Source organism: Streptomyces sp. DT224, from assembly GCF_049844595.1.
GTDB lineage: Bacteria > Actinomycetota > Actinomycetes > Streptomycetales > Streptomycetaceae > Streptomyces.
Genome location: NZ_JBNCLI010000002.1, coordinates 137,621 through 154,004, shown reverse-complemented (window position 1 = coordinate 154,004; position 16,384 = coordinate 137,621). Strand labels below are relative to the sequence as shown.

11 protein-coding genes are annotated in these 16,384 nt (G+C 67.8%); 5 read left to right on the top strand and 6 right to left on the bottom strand.

Going from position 1 to position 16,384, the window contains the following annotated elements; all coding sequences use genetic code 11:
• The first annotated feature begins 456 nt into the window (after positions 1–456).
• On the top strand, positions 457–2,595 hold the full coding sequence (locus ACLQ2N_RS04450; protein ID WP_425809224.1) for an AIPR family protein: 2,139 nt from the start codon (positions 457–459) through the stop codon (positions 2,593–2,595).
• Positions 2,596–2,867: 272 nt separating this feature from the next.
• On the opposite strand, the gene ACLQ2N_RS04445 is transcribed toward ACLQ2N_RS04450, so the two are convergent.
• The gene (locus ACLQ2N_RS04445; RefSeq protein ID WP_425809222.1) at positions 2,868–3,242 is read right to left on the bottom strand and encodes a hypothetical protein; all 375 of its coding nucleotides are present in this window, start codon (positions 3,240–3,242) and stop codon (positions 2,868–2,870) included.
• A gap of 434 nt (positions 3,243–3,676) precedes the next feature.
• On the opposite strand from ACLQ2N_RS04445, the gene ACLQ2N_RS04440 reads away from it, so the two are divergent.
• Both ACLQ2N_RS04440 and ACLQ2N_RS04435 read left to right on the top strand, forming a co-directional pair.
• The gene (locus ACLQ2N_RS04440) at positions 3,677–4,555 is read left to right on the top strand and encodes a helix-turn-helix domain-containing protein (RefSeq protein WP_425809220.1); all 879 of its coding nucleotides are present in this window, start codon (positions 3,677–3,679) and stop codon (positions 4,553–4,555) included.
• Positions 4,552–4,755: a DUF397 domain-containing protein gene (locus ACLQ2N_RS04435; protein WP_425809218.1), complete on the top strand. Its 204-nt coding sequence runs from the start codon at positions 4,552–4,554 to the stop codon at positions 4,753–4,755. The genes ACLQ2N_RS04440 and ACLQ2N_RS04435 overlap by 4 nt, the downstream gene beginning before the upstream one ends.
• Positions 4,756–4,831: 76 nt before the next feature.
• Here the strand turns inward: ACLQ2N_RS04435 and ACLQ2N_RS04430 are convergent, their stop codons facing one another.
• The 4 genes from ACLQ2N_RS04430 to ACLQ2N_RS04415 all read right to left on the bottom strand — a co-directional run bounded on the left by ACLQ2N_RS04430 (position 4,832) and on the right by ACLQ2N_RS04415 (position 13,683).
• Complete coding sequence (locus tag ACLQ2N_RS04430; protein ID WP_425809216.1) at positions 4,832–8,017, bottom strand: type I restriction endonuclease subunit R; 3,186 nt, start codon at positions 8,015–8,017, stop codon at positions 4,832–4,834.
• Positions 8,014–9,327 (bottom strand): restriction endonuclease subunit S, encoded by a 1,314-nt coding sequence (locus ACLQ2N_RS04425; RefSeq protein WP_425809214.1) that lies wholly within the window; start codon positions 9,325–9,327, stop codon positions 8,014–8,016. Before ACLQ2N_RS04425 ends, ACLQ2N_RS04430 begins: the two co-directional genes overlap by 4 nt.
• Entirely contained in the window at positions 9,324–11,441 is a 2,118-nt protein-coding gene (locus tag ACLQ2N_RS04420) for a type I restriction-modification system subunit M (protein ID WP_425809212.1), read from the bottom strand. The genes ACLQ2N_RS04425 and ACLQ2N_RS04420 overlap by 4 nt, the downstream gene beginning before the upstream one ends.
• A gap of 85 nt (positions 11,442–11,526) precedes the next feature.
• A complete protein-coding gene (locus ACLQ2N_RS04415) occupies positions 11,527–13,683 on the bottom strand; it encodes an N-6 DNA methylase (RefSeq protein ID WP_425809210.1) in 2,157 nt (718 codons plus the stop codon).
• 164 nt (positions 13,684–13,847) lie between these two features.
• On the opposite strand from ACLQ2N_RS04415, the gene ACLQ2N_RS04410 reads away from it, so the two are divergent.
• Complete coding sequence (locus ACLQ2N_RS04410) at positions 13,848–15,074, top strand: DNA sulfur modification protein DndB (protein ID WP_425809208.1); 1,227 nt, start codon at positions 13,848–13,850, stop codon at positions 15,072–15,074.
• 83 nt (positions 15,075–15,157) lie between these two features.
• A complete protein-coding gene (locus ACLQ2N_RS04405; RefSeq protein ID WP_425809206.1) occupies positions 15,158–15,739 on the top strand; it encodes a hypothetical protein in 582 nt (193 codons plus the stop codon).
• Positions 15,740–15,752: 13 nt separating this feature from the next.
• Here the strand turns inward: ACLQ2N_RS04405 and ACLQ2N_RS04400 are convergent, their stop codons facing one another.
• Positions 15,753–16,355, bottom strand: coding sequence for a class F sortase (locus ACLQ2N_RS04400; protein WP_425809204.1), 603 nt, complete (start codon positions 16,353–16,355; stop codon positions 15,753–15,755).
• Between the last annotated feature and the right edge of the window lie 29 nt (positions 16,356–16,384).

Sequence of the window (16,384 nt, the reverse complement as noted above, 5' to 3'; positions counted from 1 at the left end):
ACGCCGACCCACTCGCTGACCCTGCTCCGCATGGTCCGACGTCTCACGGGTGACGAGGTGGCCCGCGATGCTGAACGCCACTTCGTGATAGCCGAATGTATCGACTCGGGCGCGCCGCAGGACCACCCGAGTGGCGATCGTGGTTCCGTGCCCCGGTAAATTCATCTGCGCCCCGATCTCCGCGAATTGCGGCACACAGTTGTGCTTCTGACGCAGCATTCGTACGCCGCGGATCGGATGCGACGGGAACCGAGGCGGCACTGACGTCATCCCGGAATGCCAGTCCTCGCCTGGTGTGTCCTCGGCCCGCTTCCGCCGTGGCTGGTGTTCGGCATGTGTCGAGGGATGAGGGCCCAGGGTGAGGGTTGTCTCCCGATGCTTGGGTCCATTCCGAGTAGTGCAGTGAAGTCACTACTATGTGTGAACAACACGGCCGGGCGGTTCTGGGGGTAAGACATGGACGATGCGGAACGCAGGAATGCTACGACTCCGATCCGGCGACACCAGATCCGGACCGCGTTGCTGGAGCAGTATGTCGGTCTCATCTACGACGAAGACCTGAAGAGGTACGACCGGAACGGCTACGAGCAGCGCTTCCTGTCCCGCGCGCTGACGGCTGCGGCGGTCCGGGTCGTCACCGGATGCGACCACAAGACCGCTGGCCTGTCGGTCATCGACGGGGAGCTTGACCAGGGCATCGACGGCGTGGCGGTGACCGAGGGCACGCAGGAGGTCTGGCTCGTACAGGCGAAGTGGAGTGACGAGGGCAAGGGCAAGTTCAACACTGACGCGGCCCACAAGTTCATACACGGTCTTCGCCTCATCGAGCAACGCAGCTACGACCGTTTCAACGACCGCCTCGAACCGATCGCGGCCCGCGTGAACTCCGCGATGCATGACGCCCGGCTGAAGGTCACTCTGGTGATCGCCGTGATGGGCACGGGGGTTCTCAGCGATGAGGTGATCAGCGTCCTCGAGGACGCCAAGAAGGAGTTCAACGGGCTCGGCCCCGTCCTGGACTACCGAGTGGTCAACGCAGCGCACGTGTTGCGGCAGGTCCAGGAGGACCTAGCTCCCGAGCCGGTGCGTGTCACCGTCCGGATGACGAACTGGCTCAAGCGGAATACCCCTCTTGTCGCCTACCAGGGTACTGTCCCGGCCAGCAACATCGCTGAGTGGTTCGGGGAGCACGAGGACCGCCTGTACACCCAGAACCTGCGGCAGAGCCTGGGCGCCACGCGGGTCAACTCTGGCATGATCAGCACACTCGCGAAGGAACCGGAGAACTTCTGGCTCTTCAACAACGGTGTGACTGTGCTGTGCGACGGCTTGGAGGAGGACTGGCCTGGACGGCGCAGGCCTGACGAGCCGGTGCATCTACGGCTCAGCGGCGTCAGCGTGGTCAACGGAGCACAGACCGTCAGTGCGGCGCACAGGGCCATGCAGTCATCCCCTGAGGCGGTCGACGACGCCGAGGTCACGGTGAAGGTCATCGTCGTCGACGAGAACATGCCGGATTTCGCGAGGCGCATCACGGAGACCACCAATACCCAGAACCACGTGGAGCAACGGGATTTCATCGCCTTGGACGAAGTCCAGGCGATGATCCGGGAAGACTTCGCCCTGTCGCTGCAGAAGTCCTACGTGTACAAGCGAGGCGAGTCGGACCCCGCGCCCGAGGAAGGGTGCTCGATGGTCCATGCCGCGACTGCCCTTGCCTGTGCGCACCACGGCACCGAACTTACTGTGCGGGCAAAGCGGGACACCGACCTGCTGTGGGAGCGAGGGAGCGGCGGCGCGTATCCGCGGCTGTTCGGGGAGCGGCCGAGCGCCTTCCAGATCTGGCGGTCGGTGCTGGTTCACCGCGCTGTAGGAGCGGCTCTCAATGAGGAGCGCAAGAAATACCAGAAGCGTGCGGCCGATGTCGCCCAGCGAGGTGACCTGCTGATCACGCATCTCGTCTTCCAGCTCATCGAGCAGGACCGGATCGACGATCCCGACTTCGACTGGGACACGGTCCTCGCGGAGGTTCCTGAGCTGACCACTCGGGTGCTGTCGTGGGTGATTCACCACATCGACAGTGAGTTCGGGCCGACATCGTTCCTGAGTGGCACTTTGACGGATGTGGCTCGTTGCAAGCTGCTCGCGGCCTTGGTGCTCCGTGACGCGAAGCGTGCAGGCGTCATTCCGGATCTACCCGGGGAGTACCGGCCCTCCAGCGCGGTCCAGCGGAAGAGCCGCCGGCCCAACGCGGTACCCACGCTCGTGGATCATCGAAGGATCGCCGACGGCACCCCCTTGCGTCTTCGACTGGGAAACAAGCCTGAGACCAAGGCACTTGAACCGTGGCTTGCCCAGGACCCTCGGCGGACTGTGGCGATCTGGGTCAACGACCGTTCGAAATGTCTCCTGTGGGCGGTGGACAACCGCGCCTACTCGCCTACGCGCCTCGTCCTGCACATGTACGAACTCGCCGGCTGGGAGGACGCTCCCGTGGCCGTCCAGGGGCCTGCGCGGTGGACCATCGAGGGAGAGAGCCTGACCCTCTCGGACATGGCGCGCGTGTTGTTGGACGAACAGGCTGAGCAGGAGTGAGCGGAGGCCACTCACGCCGTGGGCGACGGGCTTGTGGGGCCCGTTGCTGATGCCCTCGGAAGTGAAACGAACACGTGAGCGCCGCTGCCGGGCGGACCCCTGCCGGCGGCGGCGCGAGGGCGGCGCTGCGCCCGGGGGTGCAGCGGTCAGTGGAAGCTCAGGGAGGCGGAGCCGGGGTCGGCGGTGATCGAGCCCGGGCAGATGAAGCTGCCGGAGCTTTTTGACGCGGTGAACACCTCGTCAAGGTAGGTGCGGGTGGAGCCGTCGCGGGTTCACTCGACGCCCTTGGCCTGGTAGCTGCAGGAGATGATGCTCTGCTTCACCGCTATGTCGATGAGGTCGGAGGCCGCTGTGCCCGCCGCGTCGTCGAAGGTGAGTGTCGGGCTGTTGTTGAGCGTGGCGCTCGCGTCGCCGCTGCAGCTCACGCTGTTGTTGAGGGTGGAGCGGTTGATGGTCAGGGCTGTGGGCGGGTCCGCGCTGGCGGTGGCGTCGGTCCAGGTGCAGGTGCAGGTGCTGCCGGCTGTCGTGATCACGCCGTCGACCAGCTGAGAGGCCTGGGGGCCCAGTGCGCTTGCTGCGGTGGGCGCGCCGGCGATCACCGCGACGACCGTGGCGGTGACCCACGAGAGTTTCGGTGTGAGCCTCATGTCACTCCTTCTTGCCGCGTTCCTGTGGGGGGTCGGCTGGCTGCACCACCCTGTCCGCGTACGCGGCGGGAGCGCGGACGGGCAGCTGTCAGGGACCGTCCCACAGGGAATCTAAACGTGGCAGGTGCGCGTCAGGACGTACTGAATGGTGCCCTCAAGCCCGTAGGTCGGCAAGCGTGACAGCAGCCCCTGGCCGACTTCCCTGGGGAAGTCTCCGTCGACCTGGCAGGCCTGCCGCCCGTTCCGCGACGGAGACTCTTTGGTGGGAACGGCCTGCGAACGCGGTGCAGGCGGTTCAGTGAGTGTTTACGGTGCCCGAGCGGGGCGCGCCAAGGAGGGCGCTGCGATGCAGCGGCGCGATCGCGGGTGACGGTGTCCCGAATGGGAGCCGGTGTGGGCGTGTATGTACGTACGTGGGATAGGCGGTGGTGGTGATGGCGCTGGACGAGACGGGGACGGAGCCAGATGCTGAGGTGGGTGGGGCACCGCAGACGGGGAAGCGGGCGGGGAGCGGGCCGGAGAACGGGGTGGCCGTCGCCTTCGGGCGTCAGCTGAAGCTGTTACGCGTGCGGGCTGGGCTGGACCGGACGGAGTTCGGCAAGCGGGTGGGGTACTCCGCGCAGTCGATCGCCTCGTTCGAGCAGGGGCGACGTATTCCGCAGCCGGCCTTCATCGACGACGCGGACGCGGTGGTGGACGCCGGGGGCCTGTTGCTGACGCTGAAGGACGAGGTCGTGCGGGCGCAGTACCCGGCGTTCTTCCGGGACATGGCTGAGCTTGAGGCGCGCGCGACGGCTATCAACGTCTACGCGGTCAGTGCTGTACCTGGGCTGCTCCAGACCGCCGAATACGCGAGAGCCGTCTTCCAGATGCAACGGCCGCTGCTGGACGACGAGGTGATCGAGCAGCGCTTGGAGGCGCGATTGCTGCGGCAGGAGATCTTCGATCGCAAGCCTGCTCCGTTGATGAGCTTCGTGGTGGAGGAATCCGTGCTCCGGCGACCCATCGGAGGGCGGGAGACCATGCGTGGTGCTTTGGAGCAGATCCTTTTGGTGGGACAGCTTCGGAACGTGGAGATCCAAGTCATGCCCATGGACCGTGAGGACCATGCGGGCCTCGGCGGGCCGTTCACGCTGCTCGACACGGACAAGGGGCACCGCATCGCGTATACCGAGGTCCAGGACGACAGTCGGCTCTACACCGACGTTCGCAAGGTTCGCGAGCTCGAAGCGCGATATGGCATTCTCCGAGCACAGGCGTTGACGCCGAGCGAGTCATCGGCGCTGATCGTGCAACTGATGGGAGAAGCATGAGCGCACAGCACACCCTGCAATCCGTGCCGGAGACTGCTTGGTTCAAGAGCAGCTACAGCAGCGGGGGCGGCGGTGAGTGCGTGGAGGTCGCGGCTGCCGCAGCCCGGGTGCATATCCGCGACTCCAAGCAAGCCGGCGGCCCAGTCCTGACCGTCGCACCAGCGGCGTGGGCGGGATTCGTGGGGCTCGTCACGAGCTGAGCCGCAGCGACGAGGGAGGGCCCCGCAGCGAGCCGAGCCGGCGACGCTGCGGGGCCCTCCCGTACGCACAGGCGGACTACTCGTCCACACCCTCGTCGCGGCGGATCATCCGCCACGCCGCCCGGCGGGCGCTGCGGTCCAGGCTGGAGCGGAAGCTCTTGTCGGGACCGAAGTACTGGCGCCCTATGCCGGCGGTCGTCTCGATGTGGTCGGCCATGTTGTCGGCGAAGGCGCGGTCGAAGACCTTGCCGAAGTTCGCCTCGTCGTTGACGACCGCGGCGGCCCGGACCTTCGGGTCCTCGGTCGTCTTCTTGAACGGTGCGCGGACGTCGTCCTCGGTGAACTCCGTACCGAACTTGGCGTTGAACGCCTCGATCAGCTCCGAGAGCAGCGACTTCTCCGGCTCGGCCGCACCGCCCGAACCGTCCCCGAAGCCGGGCAACTCGGCCGGCCCATCGGGGGAGAGCGACACGTTGTACTCGCCGGTCTTCTCCACGCGGAGGTGGCTGAGGTCGATCTCGCCTACGTCGACACCGCCGTCCGCCCGGCGGGGGAGCCGGTTGAGAAGGTAGCGGCCGTAGAGGTGCAGCCGCTCCAACTCCGCGTCGCGGTAGGGGACGATCTGCGCAAGGAAGCCGTACTTCCGTACGTAGTCGTTGAGGTTCGCGCGGAAGTCCTCAGCCGTCTCGACGTCGTCGTCCTCCTCGCTCTCCAGCAGCGGGGTGAAGCGGGCGACGGCGGGGGAGAGCAGCCGGTAGAGCTCGGCGTGCAGCTTCTCCCACTTCGCCTGCGAGCCGGCCGCCTTCTCCTTCGCAGCGAAGTACGCGGCGGCGAACTCGTCCATCTCGGACTCGGCGATGATCGGTGCCGACATGACCCGGCTCTGCGCGGTGTAGAGCAGGTTCGGGTCGGAGGGAAGGGTGTTCGCCTCCTCGAAGTACGGCCGGAAGGCCTCCTGGATGTCCTCGGCGTCGTTCGCGAAGTCCAGGACCGCCAAGTCGGCCTGCGTCTTGCGGTCGGCGGTGCGGTTGAGACGGGAGAGCGTCTGGACGGCCGAGATGCCGGTGAGCTTCTTGTTGACGTACATAGTGGTCAACAGCGGCTGGTCGAAGCCCGTCTGGTACTTCTCGGCGACCACCAGGATCTTGTACTCCTGCTGCCCCCGTCCGCCTGCGCCGACCGTCTTGTCGTCGGCCCGGGTGTACGCGAACGCCTTCGGCAGCGCGCTTTCCGCGATGCCGCCGTTCTCCTTGGACTCGGTGGTCTCCTCCTTGTCACCATCGACCTTCAGCGAGCCGGAGAACGCCACCAGCACGCCCAGGTCCGGGTACTTGGTGTGGTAGTCCCGGTCCTGGATGTAGCTCCGGATCGCCCGGGCCATGTCCACGGCGGACCTGCGCGAGGCCGTGACCACCATGGACTTGGCGCGTCCGCCGAGCCGGCCCCGGGAGTGCGTCACGAAGTGCTCGACGATCACCTGGGCGTGCTGGGAGACGGTGGACTCGTGGGTGAGCGCGAACCGGGCGAGGAGGCCGTTGGCCTTCGAGGGGTCCACCTCGCGCTCGTCCGGGTTGCCGTTCACCAGCTTCCAGTACGTGTTGTACGTGACGTAGTTCCGCAGCGGGTCGAGGATGAAGCCTTCCTCGATGGCCTGGCGCATGGAGTACGTGTGGAACGGGCGGTAGACCGCCTTCCCGTCCACGGTGTCCTCCGTGCCGAAGAGTTCGAGCGTCTTCGCCTTCGGAGTGGCGGTGAACGCGAAGTAGGAGAGGTTGGCGGCCTTCGAGCGCTCGGCGGCCTTCTGCTTCAGCTTCTCGTACACGGTTGCGGTGCTCGCGCCCTTGTCCTCGGAGTCCGCATCCAGACCGAGTTCCCGCAGCGCGGCCTTGACAGCCGTGGAGGCGTCGCCGGACTGAGAGGAATGGGCCTCGTCGATGACGATCGCGAAGTTGGTGCCCTTGATCTCCGTCGGGTTGCGCTCGATGTAGTCGATGAGCGCGGGGAACGAGTGCAGGGTGACTGTGACGATCTTGCCGGTGTCGCGGGACAGAGCGCGGGCGAGCTGTTCGCTCTTCGCCCCGTGCTTCTCGTCCACCTTCACGACCAGGCCCTCGGTCTGCGAGAAGCTGCCGACCGTCTCGCGGAGCTGGGCGTCGAGGTTGCGGCGGTCCGTGATGACGATGACCTTGTCGAACACGGGTGAACCCGGCTTGATCCGGCCGGCCGCGAGGGCGTCGGGGTCGAGCGCGCGGGGGTCCGTGTCGGCGTGCAGGTCGCTCAGCCGGTGGGCGAGCCAGCCGATGGTGTTCGACTTGCCGGAGCCCGCGGAGGCCATCACCAGATAGTTCTGGCCCACGCCGTGGAAGGAGGCGTGCGCGGTCAGCCTCTTGACGACGTCCCACTGGTGGAAGCGCGGGAAGATCGTCGACTTGGTCATCCCGCCGCCGGGGGTCTTCGTCTTCTGCTGGTGCACGTAACGCTGGAGCAGGTCCAGCCAGTTGTCCCGCGCCCAGACCTGCTCCCACAGGTAGGAGGTGGCGTACGTGCCGTACGCGGTGGGGGCCGGGTTTCCGGCGCCGCCGGGGAGGCCGGCGCCGTTGGAGCCGGTGTTGAAGGGCAGGAAACGGGTGTTCTTGCCCCGGAGCTGGGTGGCGACGAAGACGAGGTCCGGGTCCACGGCGAAGTTGGCGATGACCCGCCGGGTGAAGATCAGCTCGGTAGGGTCGCGGTCGGTGCGGTACTGCTCCTTCGCGTGCTCGACGCCCTGCCGGGTGAGCGGGTTCTTCAGCTCGGCGGTGGCGACGGGGATGCCGTTGAGGAAGAGCGTCAGGTCGAGCTTGTTGCCCCAGTCGGCCTGCTTGGTCGCGTAGACGAGTTCGCGTACGACGGTGAGCCGGTTGGCGCGGTAGCCGTCGAGCACGGACTCGTCGGCGACGAGGTTCGGCTTGAAATAGGCCACGCGGAGGCGGACGCCCCGGTCCTTGACGCCGTTCCGGAGAACGTTGAGGAGACCGTCCTCGCTGATCGCCTTGTCGAGGCGCTGGGCGAAGCCGCGCTGGGCGGCGTTTGGGTCCTTGCCGTAGACGGCGAGGAGTTCGGCCCACTCGCGGGGCTGGCTTTCGCCGAGGAAGGTGTACAGCTCGTTGGTGTCCAGGCCGAGGTCCGCCTGATAATCCTCGGGCCGCGCCTCGCGCCAGCCGCGCTCGGTCATGGCCGCGACGATGGCGTCCCCGAAGGCGGACTCGCTGTGTATGGGGCTCATACGGTAGGGACTCCGTCCGTGACGTTGCGGCCGCTGGCGGTGGACACGTCGAACTGGCCGGTTACTGCTGCGGTGATGAGGGCTTGGCGGCGTTCGGCTACCAATTTCCGGTGCTGAGTCACTCGGGTTCGCAGCGCTTCGTGTGTTGCGATGGCACTGCCAGCCTCTTGAGCCAGCGCCTTTTGCATGGCCGGCTTGGGTGTTGGGACCAACACTCGCTTGAGGTCCCAAATGTTGATCCCTCTGATTGTTGCACCTGTGATGCGCCGTTGAATTTGGTGAACGACTAGAGGAGATTCGAGTGCCAAACGCAGCCAGCTGCGATTAGTGGTCGGTCCGACGGAGATACGTGCAGCATCTTGCGTGAGGTTTGCCCCAGTCAACTCATCCGGCACGACGGCGATCTCTCCAACGCTTCCGCGAATAGCGATCACCAAGTCGCCGCCGATGAGCCGTGACCTTTCGTATGAAGACTCGATCTGCCGGGTCGTCCGATTCAGGCTCTCAGGCGAAAGGCGGTTGGCGGCAACATCCCCTCCCTTTACGATCGGTACCCCGTCAGGCACGTTGGGACCCGGCAGTACAATGCCGTACATGATCTGCCGAAGTTGATCGGTGAGGTGCATGAGGGGTGTCCATTGCCAACCTGAGGGCAATTCGCTCTGAGTCTCTCGTACGTCCAAATTCAGTACGTGTGCAAGGACTGCGCGTTCTCGCTCTCGAACGTCCTGCTCGAAGCGATGGAGCGCGGTGGTGAGCTCGAACATGCGGGCGGTCTCGGCGTCGAGGAAGTTGGCGATGCGTCGCTGCTCGCTCACTGGCGGCAGGGGAACCCGCAGCTGCTCAATGTCCGGCATGTAGATGGTTTTGTGAGTGGATCCTGTGGCGACTCGTTTCAAATCTGGAGCCATTCCGCGCAGGGCGTGCAGCAGGTACCGGGGGTCCAATTTTGGCCCGCATGTCCATGTAGCGAAATCTTGGCTCGTTGCCATTTCGCTACCCATAATGGCTGAGAATCCGACGGATGCAGTGCGTGAAAGAATTACGGTTTGAGCCGGGTGGAGAACTGCGGAAGAATTCGCCAACCCGAGTTGGCTAATCTTCTCCTTTGTCTCCGTGATCACATCGGTATGGCCGCTTCGCAGTTGCCAGACATCGGCCAGGGTGATCCAAGGCTTGGTGCAGTCCGTCCAGTACTCTGGCTTGCTACGGCTGGGGGTGTGTCCAGACCCCAGGCGAGCCACGAGGCGAATTGGCACTGTCGCCCATCGCGATTCGGCGAGCCATGGTGCAATGTTGCTCTGACTCATTCCGTCACCTCGCCCAGCAGGGCCTGGATCTCCGCCTCAAGCGCCTTCAGCTCCGCGTCGATCTCCGCCAACGGCCGCGGCGGCTCGTACACGTAGAAGTACCGCGTGAACGGGATCTCGTACCCCACCTTCGTCTTCGTGTGGTCGATCCACGCGTCCGGCACGTGCGGGTGTACCTCCCGCTTCAGGTACTCCTCCACGTCCTCGCCCAGCGGCACGTTCTCGTAGTCCCGCAGCTCCGCATCCGGCTCCGTCGCGCCGCCCTTCAGAAGCTGCACCTCGCCCTCCGCGTCCCGCACCCCCACCGCATCCCGAAACGCCTTCGCGAACGGCGCCCCCGTCGGCCCCGGCACGCCGGCCTCCGCCATAGCGCTGCGCACCGCCACCTGCGCCTCCGACTTGGTAGCCCACTCCGAGCCCAGCAGCGGGCTCAACGCCTCCCCGAGCACCGCCACCTCCGCATCGGCCAGCTTCCGGAACTGGGCCTCCTCGTCCTCCGTCAGCTTCCGCCGGGCCTTCGCCTTCGCGGCCAGCTCCGGCTCGCGCGGCAGGAAGCGCTCCTCCGCCCACTTCTGCACCGGCTTCGACGCGAGCAGCGCGGCCAGCGTCTCCTCCGTCAGCTCGAAGCGCAGCTTCAGCGGGCGTTCCACCGTGATGCGCTGGTAGCCGAAGGCCGTGTTGTCGAAGACCTTCACCTTGGCGTGCATCGCGTGCTCCGGGTCGGCCGCCGCGTCCACCGCCTCCCCGTACAGGCGGGTGATGTCACCGATGTGGTTCGGCTTGCTGCCCGTGCCGTCGCCCAGTTCCTTGCGCTTGTCGCCGAGCGACTTCCGCATCTTGACCCACTGGTCGCGCGCGTCGAGGAGCACCACCTTGCCCTTGTGCCGGGCGTCCTTGCGGTTGGTCAGGATCCAGAAGTACGTGGAGATGCCGGTGTTGTAGAAGAGCTGGTCGGGCAGGGCGACGATCGCCTCCAGCCAGTCGTTCTCCAGAATCCAGCGACGGATCTCCGACTCGCCGGAGCCGGCCGCACCCGTGAAGAGAGGCGATCCGTTGAAGACGATCGCGATGCGCGAGCCGCCCCCGCCGTTGACGTCCACCGGCTTCATCTTCGAGATCATGTGCTGGAGGAAGAGGAGCGAGCCGTCGTTGATGCGGGGGAGGCCCGCGCCGAAGCGGCCGGAGTCGCCGAGGGTGTTGTGCTCGCGCTCGACGTCGTCCTTGACCTTCTTCCACTCCACGCCGAACGGCGGGTTCGCCAGCAGGTAGTCGAATGTCTCCCGCGCGTGGCCGTCGTCCGAGAAGGAGTTGCCGAAGGCGATGTTCTCCGGGTCCTGCTCCTTGATCATCAGGTCGGACCGGCAGATCGCCCAGGACTCCGGGTTGAGCTCCTGGCCGTACACCTCGACCGTGGCGTCCTCGTTGTACGCCTTGATGTGGTCCTCGGCCGCGCTGAGCATGCCGCCCGTACCGCAGGCCGGGTCCATGACTGTGCGTACGACACCAGGAACGCTGAGCGCGTCGCCGTCCGGGGCGATCAGCAGGTTGACCATGAGCTTGATGACTTCGCGCGGGGTGAAGTGCTCACCCGCGGTCTCGTTCGACTGCTCGGAGAAGCGGCGGATCAACTCCTCGAAGATGTAGCCCATGTTGTGGTTGGGCACGGTCTCCGGGCGCAGGTCCAGGTCCGTGAACTTGCCGATGACCTGGTAGAGCAGGTTCGCGCCGTCCAGCTTGCGGATCTGCTGGGCGAACTCGTACTTCTCCATGACCTCGCGGGCGTTGGGGGAGAAGCCCCCGATGTACACCTGAAGGTTCGCGGCCGCGTTGCTCGCGTCGCCGGCAATCTTCTTCAGGGTCAGGCTGCTCGTGTTGTAGAAGGAGTGGCCCGAGGCCCGGCGCAGGAAGTGGTCCGTGTCGATGTCCTGGCCCTCGAAACGGGCCGCTGTCTCCGTGACCTTGTCCCGGGTCGGCTCCAGGACGCATTCGAGTCGGCGCAGCACCAGGAACGGAAGGATCACCTTCCCGTAGTCCGACTGCCTGTAATCGCCGCGCAGAAGGTCGGCGACGGACCAGGCGTGGTTCGCCAGCTCCGTGTGCTTGCTGCTGTTCAAGTCGTTCCCCGGTTCCCTGTCGACCCCGCTCTGCCGGAGCGGGTATGGCCAAGTGTGGTGGTTACGTGAAGGGCGTGGTGCTGGTTCAGGCCGATCCGACGCCCGACGTCCTGTCGCCCTCGGCCGGAGGCGGCGACGGGATCAGGCCGCCGCCCGTGAGGCCGCCCGCCAGCAGCCGGGCCGTTTCGTCGGCCAGCTCCGTGGCGCGCGCCGCCTCCGCGCGCAGCGTGTGCACGCGGCGGAACGCCTCGCCGTACCGGCGCTGCTCCTCCAGCGGGAGCAGCGGCACCCGGAGCCGGCCCGGGCTGACGTGTACGACGGTGCTGCCCGTCGAGGCGGCGGCGATGTTCTCCGCCGAGCCCAGGAACCCGGCCAGGAACCACGCGTCGAGCCGGGCCGGGTCCGGACGGAACAGGTGGACCTGAGGGCCGAGCAGCGCGCCCGCGTCCCGCTCGTCCGCCACGCGGGCCATCGCACCGTTGCCCCCGGCGACCGCCCGGACGAGGACATCGCCGGTCGCGACCAGCGGTGCCATGTCCGCCCGCAGGCTGCCCGGTTCGCCGGACGGGGCCGTGCCCCGGGCGATGTCCTGGCCGGTGAGCACGGGCATCGTGGCCGACGACGCGTCGCCCGCCCCCTCCCGTGTCTCCGGCGCTGTACGCAGCAACGTCAGCGCACCGCCTCGTGCCAGGTCCGCCGCGGTGGCCGTGCGCCACTCGCGGGGTGTCGGGCCGGCCGCGCCCCAGTCGGTGTAGCGCGCCGCCTCGCCGAGCGACGCGGCGCCGGCGACCAGCCGGCGGCGCACCTCCTCCGTCTCGCGGGCCAGGTCGGCCGGGGCGATGTCCGTGCGGGAGGCGCGGACATGGCGGGCGGGCGTGAGGTCGACGAGGTCGTCCAGAAGGTCGACCACCGGCACCGCCCGCGCCGTTCCCGGCTCGTCCGCGAACACGTCCGGGTTCTCGGTGAACGCCGACCACTGGCCCATGGCGGCCACCGTGAGCGACGGCCAGTCCACGGCGGATCGGGCCCCGCGCGTACCGGACGCCGACCCCGCGGATGCCCGATTGCCCGCCGTCTCGGCGGTGTCGATGAAGAGGATCGTCTTCCGCTCCGGGCCGGCAGGTTCGGGGCGTTGCAGCACCCAGATCTGGAGTCCCACGTGGAGGGGTGCCGCTGCCCCCGGCGGTAGCGCGATCACCGCGCGGACCGCTCCGCTGCGTACGAGATCCATGCGCACCCGACGGCCCGAGGCGCGGGACGCGGTGGCCGGCGGCAGGAGCATGACGGCGTGGCCGCCCGGCACCAGATGGGCCAACGCGTGCTGCATCCACGCGAGCTCGGACTCGGCGCGCGGCGGGACGCCGTACGCCCAGCGCGAGTCGTACGCCAGCTCGTCGTGGCCCCAGTCGCGGTCACCGTACGGCGGATTGGACAGGACGGCGTCGACGGTGAGGTCGGTGAAGGCGTCGGCGCGGAGACTGTCGCCGACGCGCACCTCGATGTCTGCCTCGGGCGCGGCGAGCATCAGGCTCACCGCGCTGCGCTGCGCCTGCACCGTAACGACGTCCTGGCCGTACAGCGCCCCCGCACCGAGCCGCGCCGCCGCCGCGAGCAGCGATCCGCTGCCGCACGCCGGGTCGAGTACTCGCCCGCACGGACCCGGGACGAGTCGGGCCATGAGATCCGCGAGGGGATCGGGGGTCCGGTACGTGCCCCCGATCGCGCTGTCCTCCAGCTCGCGTTCCGCCAGTACGGCCAGCGCGGCCTCGCCGGTGCTGTCGTCCTGTACGCAGCGCAACAGCGCTCGCAGCACGTCGATGTCCTCCCCGGCGAAGCGCACGGCCTCCGCCCCGGGGACGAGATCCGCGACATCGGCCGCCGCCCCCTCGGCGCGGACGATCAGGCTCGGGTCGGACACGTCGGCGAGCGCCGCGCGTTCCTCGGGCGAGCACTGGGCGACCGCCAGTACCAGCGGGAGCAGGACACCGGCAGGGCCGCCGGCCGCCTGGTGCAGGCGCAGCGCGGTGCGGAGTTCCTCTGCCGGGTCGGCCGTCGCCGCATAGCCGCGGGCGCCGAGCCAAGTCCGTACGTCGAGGAGGTCGTACAGGGGGCTGGAGTCGGTGCCCCCCGAAGGGGCCGGGAAGTCGTCGTGCCTGCGACGCCAGTTGCTGACCGTGGCGCGCGTCACTCCTGCAATGCGGGAGATCTCGGCGGCGGTCACCTGGGCGGATGGCTGTGGCATGGCGGGAGTCCTGAGCCTCTCGGTAGTGAACAGCTCACAAGCTACACCAACCGTCAAACCCATGGAAGTGATTGACAATGCTTTCACTGCTCTGGTTCTCTGTATTTGCTTCCAGGTGAAAATGCCTGGCAGGCGTTCAATCACCCGTGGGGGGAAGCATCGCCATGACCATCACCATGCCGACCGCAGTCATCGAGGGGACCCAGCTCACCGTCATGCCGTTTCGGACGGACGCCGTCATCGGGACCATGTCCGTGGCCGCGCTCGTCCAGCTCGTCCCGTCGCCCCGTCGCGAAGAGGACACCAAGACGCTGAAGGCCGCCTCGGGTGCTGTGCGGCGCCACGCCGAACTGCGGGCGCTCGTGCAGCGGGCGCTGAAGTCCACGCAGAAGGGGAAGAACGTCGGCTCCTACGCGGAGTACATCGCCGACGGGGTCAAGGGGGAACTCGGTTCCGGCTGGTCCACGCCGCCGGTGACCTTCTGGCACGCCGGTCCGCTCGCCGCGCTCAGCGACGAACTGCTCCCCGGCACCGGACTGCGGACGCTCACCATCGCACCGGGCACCTCGGTCGTCGCCATCGACGGCGAGACGCAGACGACGGCGTGGCACGAGCTCTACGACGACCCCGAGCACTACGGGCTGACGTATGGCGAACTCGCCCAGGTGCGCGTGCCCTTCGAGCTGTACGTGGACCTCAGCGTCGCCGATGCCCGTCAGATCTTCTACGACCGCAACGTGCAGGGCGTGGCCGTCGCCAAGAACCTGGCGATGTCCATGGACCAGCGCGACTTCGCCACTCGCCTCGCCCACCGCGTCGCGGAGGCAGTGAAGGTGGACATCGACGGCCGGCTCGTCCCCTTCACCAAATTCGTCAACGCGTCCAAGCGGCAGGTCGGCAAGACCGATCCCGAGGTCGTCACCCTGTCCGCGCTTCGGGCGCTGGTCATCACGGCGGTCTACGGCAAGGGCGGTCTCTCCCGGTCGGCCGAGACCGTGCACGAGGACGAACTGCCCACGGGGACGACCGCCGAGCAGGTGGAGCAGTACGTGGTGCCGGTGCTGGCCCGCCTGATCGCCGGGCACAGCGCACACTTCCTGTCCCGCAGCGCACTCACCGCACCCGCCGTACTGGCCGGCCTCGGTATCGCCGTACACCACACCGCTCCGTGGGCCGACCCCGCGCACGCGATGAGCGGTGACGCGCTTGACCGGCTCCTCGGAGACATCCACTGGGAGCGCGAGGCCCGCTACTGGGACGGTGTGGCGGCGAAGGCAGGCGCTGCCGGGCGCCTCAACTTCAGCGGCGGCGTGAAGGACTCCGGAGGCCGGGTCGCGGACGCGCTGCTCTACCCGGGCACTGAGGCGGGGCGTCGGATCCGCGGGCAGTAGCCCTTCTTTTTCGTTGCTCGCCCACCTCACTACGAGCACATCCGTGCATGTGCTCAACGACCCATGAGTGACTGGAGTACGCCATGAACACACCCGACTTCCAGACCCCGGGCCCTTCCCCGGCTTCCGGCCCGCAGCCGGGTGGCTGGTACGGCGCGGCAGTCCCGCCCGTCCCGCAGCCGCCCCGCAAGTCCTCGCCCGCCAAGGCGTGGCTGACCCATGGGGCGGCCGCCCTCGTGGCGCTGTTCCTCGGAGTGGGCATCGGAGCGAGCGGCGGATCGGACACCGAAAAGACGGAGGCCAAGGCGAACCCGGGCCCGACGGTGACCGTGACCGGCGCGGCCAGGGCCCGGCCCGCGCCGACCGTCACCAAGACGGTGACGGCCAAGCCCAAGCCGCCGAAGAAGACCGAGGCTCCCGGGCCGGCCACGAGCTTCAGCGGCGACGGCGAGTACCTGGTCGGCGAGGACATCGCGGCGGGTACGTACAAGACGGCCGGAGCCGACGGCTCCATCGGCTGCTACTGGGAGCGGGCCAAGGACGCGAGTGGGGAGTTCGATTCCATCATCGCCAACAACAACCTCACCGGACCGGGCCGGGTGACGCTCAACAAGGGTGAGTACTTCAAGACGAACCGGTGCGCGGAGTGGAAGCGGACCGGCTGAGCGGTCACGCCCGTCACTTCCGCTTCGCGTACACGATCAGGTTGTCCACCGGGTGTCCGGCCGCGTCGAAGGCGCCGTCGCAGGTGATCAGGCGCAGGGCCCGTTCCGTGGTGCGGCCGTAGACGCGGGCTGTCGGGAAGGCGTTCTTGCGCACGGTCTCGCGGGCGGTCACCTCGAAGCGGACGTCCTTCCCCCGGGTGTCCCGGACCACGATCTCCGCGCCCTTGGCGATCTTCTTCAGGGCGTGGAAGACGGCCCGGCCGAAGCGGGTGTCGTTGTGGCCGATGAGCACCGCAGCACCGGGTTCGCCGGGCACGGCGCTGCCCGTGTACCAGCCGGTCGTCATGCCCTGGTCGGCCGGCGGGACCTCGACCGTGCGGTCCGGGTTGAGGCCGAGCCGCATGATGTCGCTGTCCACGCCCAGGGACGGGATGGAGAGGTGGGTGGGCGGCTGGGCGGTGTCGGTGTCGGTGTCGGTGGGGGCGGGTGCTTCGGGGGCCGCCGCCGACGCGGGGGCCTTCGAGGGCTGCGGGGCGGGGTCGCCGGAGCAGCCGGTCAGGGCGGCGAGCGCGGCGAGGGTCAGGGCGGCGGTGAGCGCAAGGGTGGTGCGGGGCATGGGTCGGGGCTCCAGGGTCGTACGTACGG

Excerpts from the sequence above, each read along its gene's own strand:
- ACLQ2N_RS04450 (WP_425809224.1), top strand. The coding sequence starts at position 457 with ATGGACGATGCGGAACGCAGGAATGCTACGACTCCGATCCGGCGACAC.
- ACLQ2N_RS04445 (WP_425809222.1), bottom strand. The coding sequence starts at position 3,242 with ATGAGGCTCACACCGAAACTCTCGTGGGTCACCGCCACGGTCGTCGCG.
- ACLQ2N_RS04440 (WP_425809220.1), top strand. The coding sequence starts at position 3,677 with ATGGCGCTGGACGAGACGGGGACGGAGCCAGATGCTGAGGTGGGTGGG.
- ACLQ2N_RS04435 (WP_425809218.1), top strand. The coding sequence starts at position 4,552 with ATGAGCGCACAGCACACCCTGCAATCCGTGCCGGAGACTGCTTGGTTC.
- ACLQ2N_RS04430 (WP_425809216.1), bottom strand. The coding sequence starts at position 8,017 with ATGAGCCCCATACACAGCGAGTCCGCCTTCGGGGACGCCATCGTCGCG.
- ACLQ2N_RS04425 (WP_425809214.1), bottom strand. The coding sequence starts at position 9,327 with ATGAGTCAGAGCAACATTGCACCATGGCTCGCCGAATCGCGATGGGCG.
- ACLQ2N_RS04415 (WP_425809210.1), bottom strand. The coding sequence starts at position 13,683 with ATGCCACAGCCATCCGCCCAGGTGACCGCCGCCGAGATCTCCCGCATT.
- ACLQ2N_RS04410 (WP_425809208.1), top strand. The coding sequence starts at position 13,848 with ATGACCATCACCATGCCGACCGCAGTCATCGAGGGGACCCAGCTCACC.
- ACLQ2N_RS04405 (WP_425809206.1), top strand. The coding sequence starts at position 15,158 with ATGAACACACCCGACTTCCAGACCCCGGGCCCTTCCCCGGCTTCCGGC.
- ACLQ2N_RS04400 (WP_425809204.1), bottom strand. The coding sequence starts at position 16,355 with ATGCCCCGCACCACCCTTGCGCTCACCGCCGCCCTGACCCTCGCCGCG.